Annotated in this window: 11 protein-coding genes; all 11 read right to left on the reverse strand. The window is 58.7% G+C overall.

Annotated features, from left to right (window positions below; genetic code table 11):
- Nucleotides 1-53: 53 nt before the first annotated feature.
- The 11 genes from H8S61_RS10010 to H8S61_RS10060 all read right to left on the reverse strand — a co-directional run bounded on the left by H8S61_RS10010 (nt 54) and on the right by H8S61_RS10060 (nt 14,134).
- Nucleotides 54-458: a prepilin-type N-terminal cleavage/methylation domain-containing protein gene (locus H8S61_RS10010; protein WP_222617677.1), complete on the reverse strand. Its 405-nt coding sequence runs from the start codon at nt 456-458 to the stop codon at nt 54-56.
- A gap of 110 nt (nt 459-568) precedes the next feature.
- Nucleotides 569-1,777, reverse strand: coding sequence for a type II secretion system F family protein (locus tag H8S61_RS10015; protein ID WP_160940800.1), 1,209 nt, complete (start codon nt 1,775-1,777; stop codon nt 569-571).
- Entirely contained in the window at nt 1,777-2,832 is a 1,056-nt protein-coding gene (locus H8S61_RS10020) for a type IV pilus twitching motility protein PilT (RefSeq protein WP_186938891.1), read from the reverse strand. The genes H8S61_RS10015 and H8S61_RS10020 overlap by 1 nt, the downstream gene beginning before the upstream one ends.
- A gap of 31 nt (nt 2,833-2,863) precedes the next feature.
- The gene (locus tag H8S61_RS10025; protein ID WP_186938892.1) at nt 2,864-4,570 is read right to left on the reverse strand and encodes a GspE/PulE family protein; all 1,707 of its coding nucleotides are present in this window, start codon (nt 4,568-4,570) and stop codon (nt 2,864-2,866) included.
- A complete protein-coding gene (locus tag H8S61_RS10030; protein ID WP_186938893.1) occupies nt 4,571-5,065 on the reverse strand; it encodes a hypothetical protein in 495 nt (164 codons plus the stop codon).
- Complete coding sequence (locus tag H8S61_RS10035; RefSeq protein WP_160940804.1) at nt 5,062-5,397, reverse strand: type IV pilus modification PilV family protein; 336 nt, start codon at nt 5,395-5,397, stop codon at nt 5,062-5,064. The genes H8S61_RS10030 and H8S61_RS10035 overlap by 4 nt, the downstream gene beginning before the upstream one ends.
- Nucleotides 5,394-6,044 (reverse strand): hypothetical protein, encoded by a 651-nt coding sequence (locus tag H8S61_RS10040; RefSeq protein WP_186938894.1) that lies wholly within the window; start codon nt 6,042-6,044, stop codon nt 5,394-5,396. The genes H8S61_RS10035 and H8S61_RS10040 overlap by 4 nt, the downstream gene beginning before the upstream one ends.
- Nucleotides 6,041-9,907: a prepilin-type N-terminal cleavage/methylation domain-containing protein gene (locus H8S61_RS10045; RefSeq protein WP_186938895.1), complete on the reverse strand. Its 3,867-nt coding sequence runs from the start codon at nt 9,905-9,907 to the stop codon at nt 6,041-6,043. The genes H8S61_RS10040 and H8S61_RS10045 overlap by 4 nt, the downstream gene beginning before the upstream one ends.
- 165 nt (nt 9,908-10,072) lie before the next feature.
- Nucleotides 10,073-11,389, reverse strand: coding sequence for a coproporphyrinogen III oxidase family protein (locus H8S61_RS10050; protein ID WP_154332641.1), 1,317 nt, complete (start codon nt 11,387-11,389; stop codon nt 10,073-10,075).
- On the reverse strand, nt 11,389-12,684 hold the full coding sequence (gene purD, locus H8S61_RS10055) for a phosphoribosylamine--glycine ligase (protein ID WP_186938896.1): 1,296 nt from the start codon (nt 12,682-12,684) through the stop codon (nt 11,389-11,391). Before purD ends, H8S61_RS10050 begins: the two co-directional genes overlap by 1 nt.
- Before the next feature lie 133 nt (nt 12,685-12,817).
- Nucleotides 12,818-14,134: an adenylosuccinate synthase gene (locus H8S61_RS10060; protein WP_186938897.1), complete on the reverse strand. Its 1,317-nt coding sequence runs from the start codon at nt 14,132-14,134 to the stop codon at nt 12,818-12,820.
- Between the last annotated feature and the right edge of the window lie 5 nt (nt 14,135-14,139).

Here is a 14,139-nt window from a genome sequence, read left to right on the forward strand (position 1 = left end):
CCCAAAAGGATCGCCGCCTGCACCGGAGAGAAAATTGCTAAAGGGATGGTCACTTACTCGGTAGGAGTGTCGCCACCGCTGGAAGCAGACACATCAGACTGCACGACGGCGATCACAGGATTGTCGCCATCTACACCCGTCACGGAAACCGTATACTTGTACTTCGCGTCACTCGGCGCCGTCGTCGTCGGACCCGTAACGTCGCCCTTTTCATTAGCCCAATAGATCGACCCATTTACTGCATTACGTTCAGCATCGGTCGTTGCAGTAATGTACTGCGTAGTCGCTTCTGCTTTAACCGATCGCTCGTTAGCGTCCTTTACGGCATCGTCTGCTTTTCCAAGTGCGCCAGAAAACACGGGCACCGCAATCGCCACGAGCACGGCTACGATCGCCACGACGATCAGCAGCTCGGCTAGGGTGAAGCCGCTGCGATCCTCGCGCACCTTCTTTATCATTTCTTTCACTACGATTCCTTTCTCCGTGTTCGTGTCATCCAGGCATCGAACAAATCCCACTTTTCTCCTGTACAATGTGACATTTTCGATACCCCGGGGTGTCGAAAGAGTTACATCGCAGCATACAACGAAAACATAGGCAAATACAGCGCGATAACGATGAAACCTGCAAACAGCGCCATCAGCACCAGCAAGGCCGGCTCCATGAGCGCGAGCGCTTTGTCGGTCACGCGCTGCGTCTCGTCGTCGTAGAACACGCCCATGGTTTCCAGCGTGCCCTCAAGCTCGCCGGTCTGCTCGCCCACGATGGTCATCTCGATGAGCGTGCGTGGCAGATAGGTGCTCGCCTCCAGCCCCTCTCCCAGCGTGCGGCCCTCCTCCAGGCCGGCTTCCATGCGCCCCACCTCGCGCGATAGCACATGATTGCTCATCACGCGCGACGTGATGGCAACCGCGCGCGTGATGGGCAGCCCCGCCGCAACCAACATCGACATCGTGTTCGCGAACTGGGCAGCGCCAGAATACACGCCCACGACGCCCAGCACGGGCAGCTTCAGCTTCAAAACGGCGAACGTCGTTTTGCCTTGCTCCGTGTTGCTGAACAGCTTCACGCCCACGATAACGAGCGCGATGACCACGATAATGACCAGAATGTTGTTCGTGACGAAGTCCGATGCATCAATTAAAAATTGAGTCATGGCGGGCGTGTCCGCGCCCAGCGATGAGATCATCCCCGTCATCGAGGGGATCACCATCACCATCATGACCGCGATCACCACCACGGCTATGATCGCCACGAAGATGGGGTACGTCATCGCGCCCTGCACCTTCGCCTGCACCTTCGCGCGCTTGTCGTAGTAATCGTGCAGGCGCTCGAAGCTTTCGGGCAGATGGCCGCTTTCCTCGCCGGCGCGCACCGTCTCGATGAACACGCGCGGAAGGTTCTCGCCCTTGTTCTGAAAGCTTTCGGCCAGGCCATGACCTGCCGACACGTCTTCGGCCACCTCGGACAGCACGCGCTTCAGGTACTTGTCGTTGGTCTGCTCGGCCACCAACGACGTCGCCCGCGAAATGGCGAGGCCCGCATTCAGGATGGTGGCGAATTGCGCGCACATGATGGCGAGGTTCTTCTGCTTGGCCTTCGGCTTCGTGATGTCCATGGTCAGCAGGTTCTTGCCTTCGCGCACGGGCTTGACGCTCTGCACGATGCGGCACTGCTCGCGCGCGCGTTCCATGGCCTCGATCTCGTCGAATGCTTCGACGACGCCGTCCACGCGCTCGCCGGCGGCCGTCATTCCGGTGTAGGTAAAGGTGGGCATCAGCGGAGGTTCTTTCTCACGTAGTCGACGTCGTGGGCGGCGGCGACGGCGGTATCGGACGCGATCTCGCGGTTGCGGGCCAGCGCGATCAGCGCGTTGTCCATGGTCACGCTGCCGGCCGCGGCCGACGTTCCCAGCGCGCTCGCGATCTGCGGCGTCTTGCCCTCGCGGATGAGGTTGCGGATGGCGGGCGTCACCATCATGAGCTCGCATGCCAGCGAGCGCCCCACGCCGTCGCGACGCGGCAGCAGCTGCTGCGACAGAACCGCCACGAGCGTCGTGGACAGCTGCATGCGCACCTGGCGCTGCAGACCTTCGGGAAACACGTCCACCATGCGGTCGATGGAGTCGGCGGCCGACTTGGTGTGCAGCGTCGCCAGCACGAAGTGGCCCGTCTCGGCCGCGGTCAGCGCTGTCTGGATGGTGTCGAGGTCGCGCATCTCGCCGATGAGGATGATGTCGGGATCCTCGCGCAGCACGGCGCGCAGGGCGTTGTGATAGCTTTCGGTGTCCTGGCCCACCTCGCGCTGCGAGATGATGGATTGATCGGGCGTGTAGATGTACTCGATGGGGTCTTCCATCGTGATGATGTTCTCGGCGCGCGTGTGGTTGATGCTGTCGATGAGCGCGGCGAGCGTCGTCGATTTGCCGCTGCCGGTTTCGCCCGTGACCACCACGATGCCGCGTTGGATGCCGGGGAAGTCCATGACCGCCGGCGGCAAGCCGAGTGTTTCGAGCGCCGGGATGCGGTCGGACAGCAGGCGCAGGGCCGCGCTCACGTGGCCTTGCTGGCGGAACAGGTTGATGCGCACGCGCACGCCCGCAAGCGTCTCGGCACGGTCGAGCTCGCCGATGCGCTTGATGCGGTCGAAATCGTCGCCGGCCAGCTCGCGCGCAAGCTGCTCGCAGTCTTCGTGCGACAGCGGCGCATCGCCGTCGACGCCCGCATCCATGAGGCGACCGCCCACGCGAAACTTCACGGGCAAGCCGCACACGATGTGCACGTCGGATGCGTTCACTTGATGCGCGAGGTCGATGATCTGTTCAACGTTCATGAAGGGGTCCTTCGCTCGGAGGTGAGGGTCGCTATTCCAGCGCCGTGATGGTCTTGCGGGCTTCTTCGACGGTGGTGACGCCGGACAGCACCAACTCGCGGCAGCTGTCTTCCATCGTCTTGAACGAACCCGTGCGGTCGATGGCGTCCTTCAGCTCTTCGCGTGTGGCGCCACCTGTGATATGGCTGCGCAGCGCGCGGTCGATGACGAGGATCTCGAACACTCCCGTGCGTCCGCGGTACCCCGTGCCGAAGCACATAGGGCAACCGGTTCCGCGGAAGAACTTGACGGAGGGGTCGTGCGGCAGGCCGAGCGCGTCGAATTCTTCGGCGTCGGGGCGGTACTCCTCGCGGCAATGCGGGCACACCTTGCGAACGAGGCGCTGCGAGATGACGCCGCGCACGCCGCTGGCGATGAGGTACGGCTCCACGCCGATGTCGATAAGGCGGTCGATGGTGGACGCGGCGTCGTAGGTGTGCACAGTCGACAGCACGAGGTGGCCGGTGATGGCGGCGCGCATGGCGATCTCGGCCGTCTCGCCGTCGCGGATTTCGCCCACCGCCACGATGTCGGGGTCCTGGCGCAGGATGGCGCGCAGACCGCTGGCGAACGTCATGCCCGTCTTCTCGTTGATCTGCACCTGGTTGACGGCGTCGATGTTGTACTCGACGGGGTCTTCCAACGTGACGAGGTTCACCGAGTCGGTGTTCAACTGGCGGATCATCGTGTACATGGTGGAGCTCTTGCCCGAGCCCGTGGGGCCGACGATCAGCACCATGCCGTTGTTCGCGCCGATGAGGCGTTGGTATTTGTCGAGGTTGTCGCCCTCGAGGCCGATGCCTGCCGGGTCGAACAGCGCCTCGCTCTTGTCGAGCAGGCGGATGACCACCGTCTCGCCGTGGATGGTGGGCAGCGTGTTGATGCGCAGGTCGATGTCCTGCTTTTTGAGGCGGATGTTGGCGCGGCCGTCCTGGGGGACGCGGCGCTCCGAGGTGTTCATGCCGCCCATGATCTTGAGGCGCGAGATAACCGACGCTTGCAGCTCTTTCGGCACGGTGAGGATCGTGCGCAGCACGCCGTCGATGCGCATCCGCACGTGCAGGTCGGCTTCGCGCGGCTCGAGGTGGATGTCGCTGGCGCGCTCGGTTGCAGCGCGCTCGATAATGCTGTTCACGAGGCGCACCGTGGGTGCGGATTGCGCGTCGGCGTCGTCGCCCAGCGTGGAAGTCTGGAACGAGCCGGCCGCCGCGTCGTCGGAACCCGTGGCGCGCGCGTCGCGCTTCATCTCCTCGATGGCGCGGGCGGCACCCTCGTTGCCGTACAGCGTCATGATGGCGCGCATGAGCGAGTCTTGCGTGGCCACCATGGGAACGACGCGTTTGCGCGTGGCGTTCTTCACCGCCTCGATGGCCATGAAGTTCAGCGGGTCGCTCATGGCGAGGTACACTTCTTCCGGCGTGGTGCGCACGGGCACCACGTTGTACTGGCGCGCGACGTTCTTCGAGATCACGCGGCTCATATCGGGATCGAGGTCGATCGCCGACAGGTCGATGAACTCCACGCCCAGCTGCATCTGCAGCGCCTCGATGAGGCCCGCTTCCGTGATGACGTCCTCAGCGATGAGCTCGTCGCCCAGACGCCGCTTCGTCTCCTTCTGCTGCTTCAGGGCATGCCCCAGCTGGTCCTCGGTGATGAGGCCCGCATCGATCAGCACGTCTCCCAAACGTTTATAGGCCATCTACGATCCTATCCTCTTCACGGTCATGGTAGTGTCGGCAAGCGTGGAGCCGCCCGATTGTATGGTTATGCGGAACGACCAGGTGCCGGCATAGGCATCGTACGAAAGATCGCTGAGCGTAGGACTGAGCCCGTTTTCAGTCGGCGCGAGGTTGTATTGCGTCCCGTCGGCTTCAAGCCAGATGCCTTGCTCGCCGGATCGCAGCGTCGCGCTCTCGTGGCGCGTCGCGCTCACGAACGTGACGTTGTCGGCCTCGACGCTGAGCGCGTACACCAGCTCGTCGCTCACCACCTCGACCGCCTGCGACAACATCGAATCGGCCTGCGTCTGCGTGGTGATGCGGCCATACGAGTTCATCGCCGCCTGCAACCCCGCGGTCACCGCAATGCACAACAACCCGATGAAGATGATGCTGATCAGCTGCTCAGCAATCATAAACCCGCGCGTGTCGCGCAGGCGGGCAAGAAGACTTGTCTTGTGGAAATGGAAGATCATTTTGATTGACCTTCGCGATAGTAGTTGTATCCACCTGAGCTGTACAACATCACTTTGATGCTTTGAGAAGTCGTTGTTCCATCTTCTCCATCGGGCATCACAACCGTAACGCTACCGATGTTGGGAGATGACGACAGCAGAGAAGACTCCGCTGCATAGGATGCGTGCAAAACGCGCTCGCTTCTGGATGTCACGCTTACGGACGCCATCACCATAGTTGCAAGCATAGTGGCGCCTAGCACAGCAATCAAGATGGCCGCCAACGCTTCGACCATCGAATCGCCCCGCTGATCGGCCAGCTTGCTATAAACTTTATCGAGCAAGCGCATCATGGCTGGCCTCCTTGCGTTTTCACTATTGACGTGTTGTCGCCATACGTGAACTCGACCAGTTGGCCTGACGCGTTAAACGTTGGGGTACATTGTATAAGCACGGTCATGTTGTACTTCGAATCCGCAGAAAGAGATGGATCCAACGACAGATCGACTTTCATGTTGAGATCGGCATCTATTGTAATTTTTCCATATACAGTTTTGAAGTTCCACTCGTCGCTAGGTTTTATTTGAAGCCGGTTCGTATCGGAACCTCCAACGACATACGTTTCTTTGTTAGCACGCTTTTCGAGTATCGTGTTTGCTTGTTTTTGCGTCCAAAAGCTTTGGCCTAATACCGACGTCACACCATCGACGTTAGCTGTTACCTTCGTACCCGCGGTGACGACCTTTACCGTGACCGACCTTTGATTCCAAGTTAAATCATCGCCGCCTAGCTGTTGAGCGACCAGTTCCGCCGCCGATTGCATCGTGTATTCGTCCTGTTGCAGGTCAATATGCGTCTGCGCCGCCTTTGCCTGCACCGATGCCGCCGTGACCACCACCGACCCAATGATCCCGCAGATCAGGAAGAACACCAACGCGATAACGATAGAAGCTCCGGAGGTGTCGCTGAGCAGAGGCATTCTCGTACGCGCGCGGGTCATTGCTGCGCACCAACTTCTTGCGTGATAGATTCGCGATCTTCGCCATCACCAATGTATAAGAACGCTTGATTTTGCCATGTATTAAGGTCAAATAGACTCCCCGAAGAAAATCCTGCAACTCCACCGATTCGCATATTGTCGCGACTCTGTGAAATTACCACACGTAAACGAGCATCCTCTACCATGCAGCTAGACTCATTACAGCCTTCAAACTGCCCCGCTATGCCACCATACGACAGCGTCGCCTTTGCATTATCTTGTACAGGCTGCATAAGCTCTAACTCTGTTTTGCTCGTATTACATGCGCTTATGTTGCATTGAAGAGCTTTACCCATAAGCGAACCGAGAGCAATCGAACCCCTCCAAGAGTCATCGGTTGTGTTAACGGAAAGATGAATACCCGATGCGCTTAACTGCGTCATGAAAACTTCGCTTGCTCTACCGGCCAAAACACCAACGGAGTTTCCTATGTCAACACCGTTTGAACCGGTTTTCTCGATCAAAAAATATGCGTCTCCATTGTCCTTGACAGTAACGGAGCAATTTTCGATATTCGATCCTGTACCCGATATATTACCAACTAACAAACCAAAGGCCATCTTGCTATTATGGGTCGATATTACGGTATACGGTTTATCTGCAGTATTGGAATCGACTTCAATCTTCACGTTCTTGATCGTTGAGCTAACCGCATTTACAAACAGGCCGCTATTGCCTGAATCCTCCCCTGTTATCCCGTCGATTCCTAACCTATATTGGATTCCACGCACCGTAAAATTATTACCATCATAGGTTGATTGGGAGAATACTTTTGTAAACTTCGTTATCGCGGTTACAGCAGCGTCCGCCATGTCTATATCGTGCATTTGTTTGAAAGAATTATTCGTTGCATAGGTTTGCTGGATGTTGGGATTGCCGTTTGCAGGCAAAGCTCCGATGAACTGCGTAGCATGACGAACAATCCAAGGGCTATCACTTTGTCCCCAGTTAGCACCCTTTTCAACCTTGGCAACCGCACCGGCAAAATTGAAGTTTACCTCATAGGTTCCAGAATATGTTTCTCCGGAAGAAGGATCAGAATACGAATACGTCAATTTGTGCCGAGGATCGCGTTTTGCCGTCTCCAACTTGTATTGCCAATTCCCCACGATTTCGTAGGCAAAGTATTCTTTTCCATCAGATTCGAATTTGACCGATTGAGCAGACCCAACAACAAGGGCGCCTTCGCCTAACGTCAACTTAATATCGACAGGTGTGACAACGTAGTACCCCCATGAGACTATTTCGTTGTTCGTCTCTTCGGTTATGTTTTGAATAGGCTCTGCCTGGTCTTCGCTTAAATAGCCGTAGTAACCGGAAACCTGATTGTTGCTATCAAATTCCAAGTACATCATCCCAACGCCTACGGTAACGTAATTGGCGTACAAGCGAGTTTTAATTGGTTTGTCTCCGGAAAGAGAAGCGAAGGCTCCTTCGCAATCCACAACACGACTGCCGGAATAGATCTTCGTGCCCTGACCATTAGGCTCGGTAGTCCAGTAAGTAAATGCTTTCTTTTCGGAGGGGATATCTTCCCCGCGAGGGATCACGTAGCTCCACGCTTCCGAAGCATCCGTCGCTTTGTCTCCCTCAGCGTCAGAATACGGTACGTACATTTTTCCGGGGCTATCGAGCAGATCGGCACCATCTTCAGAGAAAAACACGATGCAGCGATAAAAAAGGTAATCTTGCACGTGAGATATTTCAAAATCAACCGTGGATCCAGAGCCACTATCTAAGTTGCGCACCATACTTTGAGTTTGGCCGGACACCGTTTCCGCAGGCTCCCAAAGCATCGCCACAGGAGTGGTTGTGTCGAAATTTGAACCCGTTTTTTGAAAATACCAGAGACCGGTATTGGTCAAATTGAATCTTGCATCTTGCGACACGGTAGCCCAGTCGTCCGCGGCCCCTAAAGAGGAAAAGCCGTACGCGGGAGTAATGTCATAATAGATGCGAAGATCAACGGAGTTACCAGGGAACTCCCAATTGTTGACAGACACCCCTGACCACCTCGTACGAGCGACGGCCCATGATGCGACCGACGAGGCAGCTCCAAATTCGTTTTCAAACGTTTTACGAATCTCGGTAGCCAGATTTCCCCCACGAGAACCTGTACCCACCTCGCCATTAAAGTTGTTCATCGAATCAGGATTGGACCTCAGGTACTTATCCACATCGTCGAATCTCGGTGCTGTACGGATATAGATTGTGCAGTTGACACCATCGGGGTTCGATTCCGAATAATTCGCATCTAAATAGGCTTTTACGTTGTTGGCGTCAATCTGAAGGCTTTCTGTATTCGCGCCAATCGCAGGATTGGTGAAGAACGCGCTGAACGCACTGTTACCATTAGCGTCGATATCAGCCCATTTCCACTGATTGTTTTGCAAATAACCCAATTTAATGCGCTGGGAAACACTCTTGTCGGTACTTTCAAACCAACCCCATATCTCGTAGATCTGGTACTGATGAACAGTACCTCCAGCGTTGGCGTATGATCCAACTGAAGCGTTTACAAGCAACGAATTGGATGCTGCTACATCGAGATTGAGCGAACCACCCGTGTAGCTCTGATGAACTGCTTCCTCGTTTTGTGTAGCTATACCTTTATCCGCAGCGTCGTAATAATTGTTTTGCAAACTGGAAGCATTAAATCTTAGCGAATAGTCTTCGGTGACGTCACTGGTTTTCCAGCCATTATTCCCCAACACCGAAGGGTCGCCATCTGTAGCAACCACCGGCGAAGCGTACGCTCCCTTTATATGGTCGGCTTGGTCGACATTCTCGGTCCGCGGATTCGTCACCAACACGGATAAGTTCACCGGTGTGAGAGGCCATTGAATATTTGCTTGCGCCGTCGCCGAGATGCTGGGTCCTGTGACATCGACCGTCGCGGTCACCTCAACAGAATCGAGAACATCGAACGCGGCGATGGCGTTTTTAATATCCCCATCGATTTCCGATTGATCAATCGAGAGCTGGAGCTTGTTCAAATCGATCACGTAGGTATTCCCAGAAACGGAATCGAACGAATACACCCCTTTGTTCGCAATGCCTTCGGTTTTCTTATCGGAAGCTTGTACCGAGAATAATGATCCATCCTTGCTTAATCCCGATAGACTGAACGAAATCGCAGTGCCATCGGCATCCTTCTTCTCAAACTTTATATCCACAGCTGTCTCTCGTACGGGACTACCCGTCAGATTTTCATCGCGGACACAAAGTTTACCTAAAGTTTTACCATTATCGCTCACCCAGATCACGGGGTTTCTGAGGGCTACTTCGGGGGTGGCGCCGGACGGGGTGCCTTCGTAGTAGCCGATCATGGGGTCGTTCGCCATGCGGGCTGTCTGGTCGGAACTTCCGCTGCCATCCGCATAGTAGGTCTGCGCGGCATTCGTGGTGGCGGGGGCTTGGCCGAAGAAGCCGGTTTTGCCGTCGGTGTAGAAAACCGCCGTCACCGAGGCGGTGTCCTGGTCGAACACGATGACGTAATCGCCGTCGTATACGGTGGAGTCGACCGAAAGCGATGTGAGTATATTGGACGCGCGCGCCTCGTCGCGGAGGAGATACGTTCCCGATCCTTCGGCGCGGTCATCGAGAAACGCCATCCACGTGCCCGACACCTTCATGGCGGTCATTTGGGTTTGAGCGGCGTTTGCTATGGACTGGGCGGCGTTGTTGAGCTCGACCATGCGCATGTTGCTCTGCGCGTTGAAAATGGAAGGGATGGCGATGGCCGCAAGGATGAGAATGATGGCGATGCTCATCATCAGCTCAGCGAGCGTGAAACCCGCCGTATGCTTTACCCGATCGGTCATAGCTGTGCCGCTTCCTTCTCCTATCAGGCAATAGAGCATAAAAAAGCCTTAGCCATGCATCATAACACTTACAGCACGGGGGGATATCGAAACGGTAGCCCATACACCAGAAACGCCCGCGCCGAGGCGCGGGCGTTTCAACTTTTAATTGAGGATAGCGAACGGTTATTTGCCGTCGCCGAAGATCAGCTCGCGCTCCTCGCCCACGAGGGCGGCGCGCGCCTGGTCGCGCAGGTTGTTCACGCCGATGAAGAACTGGCGCATCATCACCACCATGAGGTAGCGGCCCTTCGGCGTGAGCGTCAGCTCGTCGGCGTTGTCGCGATCGAACGCGCCCGACGCTTTCATGAACGTCATCTCCACCGGCAGACCGCGCTCCACGGACACGCCGAAATCCTTCTCGAACTGGCGCTTGTCCAGGCGCAAGCCGAACAGCTGCATCATGAAACGGTAGCGCATCTGGTCGTGCTTCGAGAACGTGGCCTTGCCCATGAGCGACATGCGGTCGTGCTCGATGGCATCGTTGTAGTCGTTCACCGAGAACGTGTTCACGTACAGGTTGTTGCCCAGGTAGGTGATGCCGCCGCTGCCGATGGCCGGGTACTCCTCGTAATCGACCACGTACTCGTCGATCATCGCGTCCTCGCCCGCCGCGCCCGTGCCGCGCTTGTTGAACGTCCAGGCGCTGCCGTGCTCGAACAGCGGGTTCTCGCCGCCGGCCAGCACCTCGGAGATGATCTCGTAGAAGCGCTGCTCGCGCGCATAATCCACCTTGCCCACGGTGCGCGCCAGCGAGCGCGACACGCTGGGGCTGGCCATCAGCGGGTAGAACGTCGTCTGGCTCGTGCCGCTTTCCACCACGCGCTCGATGTCGGAGAACAGCACTTCCTCGGTCTGCGCCGGGAAGTTGAAGATCATGTCCACGTTGAGCGACGTGAAGTAGGGGCTCGCCTCGCCGATGCGCTCGAGGATCTCCTCGCCGCTGCCGTACTTGTCGAAACGATCCATCTGCTTGAGCAGGTCGTTGTCGAAGCTCTGCACGCCCACGCTCAGGCGCTGGACGCGACCCTGCAGCTTGTCCAGGTAGCTGGGGATCAGGTGGTTCGGGTTCGTCTCGCTCGACACCTCGCCGATGGAGAACGTCTCGCGCGCCAGGTCGATGGTGTCGCACAGCTCGTCGATCATGATGGTGGGCGTGCCGCCGCCCACGTACAGGCTGTCGAAATCGTAACCCAGCTCCTTCAACATGAGCATTTCCTTGCGCATGTTGGCGAAGTAGGGCACGGCGCGGTCTTCCGCGAACGGGAAGCGGTTGAACGAGCAGTAAGGGCACAGCCGCTCGCAGAACGGCACGTGCATGTACAGCATGTACTTCTGACCGGGAACCGGGCCGGGCACACGCCGTTCCTGCGTCGGCTCGAGGCGCAGGTAGTTCTTCGTGCATTGACGCACGACGGAGGTGAGCAAACGTTCTGAAAGCATTAGTTCTCCCACGCGGCACGCCCGGCGGCGGCGCGTTTTCCGATATCGCTGCGGTATTGTTTGCCCTCGAAGTTGATGAGGTCGCACGCTTCGTACGCCTTCTCGCGAGCATCGTCGAACGAATCGCCCAGCGCCACCACGTTCAGCACGCGACCGCCGGCGGTGACCAGTTCGTCGTCGAAATTCTTGGCGGTGCCGGCATGGAACACCGTCACGCCCTCGATCTCCTCGGCGTCGTCGATGCCGAGGATGACCTTGCCCTTCTCGTACGCGCCCGGATAGCCCTCGCTCGCCAGCACCACGCACACGGCCCACTGCTCGGACCAGCGCAGGTCGATGTCGTCGGGACGGCCCTCGGCAACGGCCAGCATGATGTCCACAAGGTCGGACTCGAGACGCGGAAGGACCACCTGCGTCTCGGGATCGCCGAAGCGCGCGTTGAACTCGAGTACCTTCGGGCCCTGGGGCGTCAGCATGAAGCCGCCGTACAGCACGCCGCGGTAATCGTTCGCGAACGGGTCGCGCGCCGTGGCGGCGGCGGAACGTTCCATGATCTCGCGCATGGCCACGAGCTCGTCGGGCTCCACGATGGGCACCGGCGAGTACACGCCCATGCCGCCCGTGTTGGGGCCGCGGTCGCCATCGAACGCGCGCTTGTGATCCTGCGCCGTCACCATGCAGTGCGCCTTGCCGCCCGTGACGAACGCGAGCAGCGAGCACTCGGGGCCGGTGAGGAACTCCTCGACCAGCACCACGTTGCCGGCGTCGCCGAACGCACCGTCGAAGCAGGAGCGCACGGCGTCTTCCGCGTCCTCCAGCTCCTCGGCCACGATGACGCCCTTGCCCGCAGCCAGGCCGTCGGCCTTCACCACGATGGGAGCGCCCAGCTCGCGCACGTAGGCCAGCGCCGGCTCGAGCTCGGTGAAGCTCGCATAGCGCGCCGTGGGGATGCCGTTGGCGTCCATGAATTCCTTGCTGTACGTCTTGCTGCCCTCGAGCTGCGCGCCCTGCGCGTCGGGGCCGAACACGGCGACGCCCTCGGCGCGCAGCACGTCGGCCACGCCCGCCACGAGCGGCGCTTCCGGACCGATGACCACGAGGTCGATGGCATGCTCGCGCACGAACGCGAGCACGTCCTGACCATCTTCGGCGTTCAGGCCCGCAACGTTCTGGGCGATGCCGTCCGTGCCGCCGTTGCCCGGCGCCACGTACAGGTTGTCGGTACGCGGGGACTTCGCCAGCGCCCACGCGATGGCATGTTCGCGACCGCCGCCACCCAATACCAAGATGTTCATGTCAGGTCCTTTCAAACCCAAAAGCATTTCGATGGTCCGATGTTTCACGTGAAACATTTGTTCCCTTATCGCACGCTTTTGCGACGATTTGTTTCACGTGAAACATCGCGATGTCCTACAGGTCGTCGCAGTGTTACCGATCCCAGCCGCGCATGATGGTTTGGTCGCGATCGGGACCGACGGCGATGATGCTGACCGGCACGCCGGTGATCTTCTCCAGGTACTCGACGTAGCGCTGGGCGTTCTCGGGAAGCTCCTCGAACGTGCGGCACTCGGTGATGTCGATGCCCTTCCAACCCGGAAGCTCCTCGTACACGGGCTTCGCGTGGAACAGCACGCTCTGCTGCATCGGGAAGTAATCGTACACCTTGCCGTCGCACTCGTAGGCCGTGCACACCTTGATGGTGTCGAAGGCCGACAGCACGTCGAGCTTCGTCAGCGCCACGTCGGTGAGGCCGTTGACCTCGGCCGCGTAGCGCGCGATGACCGCGTCGAACCAGCCGCAACGGCGCTTGCGCCCCGTGGTCACGCCGAACTCGTGGCCCACCTTGCACAGCAGTTCGCCGACCTCGGCCTCCTCGCCCGTGCCGCCGTCCTCGGGGAAGCGCTGCTCCGTGGGGAAGGGGCCCTCGCCCACGCGCGTGATGTAGGCTTTCTGGATGCCCAGCACGCGGTCGATGACCGTGGGGCCCACGCCCGTGCCCGTGGCGGCGCCGCCGGCGCAGCACGACGAGGACGTGACGTAAGGGTACGTGCCGTGATCGATGTCGAGCAGCGTGCCCTGCGCGCCCTCGAACAGGATGGACTTGCCGTTGCGCACGGCCTCGTTCAGCAGCTGGGCCGTTTCGGCCATGTACGGCTTGAGGATGCGCGCATAGGGGAGGTACTCGTCGCAGATCTCTTCGACCGTGTAGGTGTGCAGGCCGTAGATCTTCTCGAGGATGGGGTTCTTCTGCGAAAGCACCGCTTCAAGCTTGAGGCGGAATATCTTCTCGTCCAGCAGGTCCTGGATGCGGATGCCCTTGCGGGCCACCTTGTCCTGGTAGCAGGGGCCGATTCCGCGCTTCGTGGTACCGATCTTGTTGTCGCCCAGGCGCTTCTCGTCGGCGCCGTCGAAATCCTTGTGGTACGGCATGATCACATGCGCGTCGCACGAGATCTTGAGGTTCTTGCAGGAGATGCCCTCGGCTTCCAACATGGCCATCTCTTTGATGAGCACGCCCGGATCGACCACCACGCCGTTGCCGATGACCGGAACCGCATGCTCGTACATGACGCCGGAGGGCATGAGGTGCAGCGCGAGTTTCTTATCACCGTGGATGACCGTGTGGCCCGCGTTGTTTCCGCCCTGGTAGCGCACCACGTAATCGTATTCGCGCGCGATCAGGTCGGTGACTTTGCCCTTGCCTTCGTCGCCCCACTGGGCGCCAATCAGAACCGTGCTCGGCATGTCTG

The sequence above is a fragment of the Eggerthella hominis genome, from assembly GCF_014287365.1.
In the GTDB taxonomy this organism is placed as follows: Bacteria; Actinomycetota; Coriobacteriia; order Coriobacteriales; family Eggerthellaceae; genus Eggerthella; species Eggerthella guodeyinii.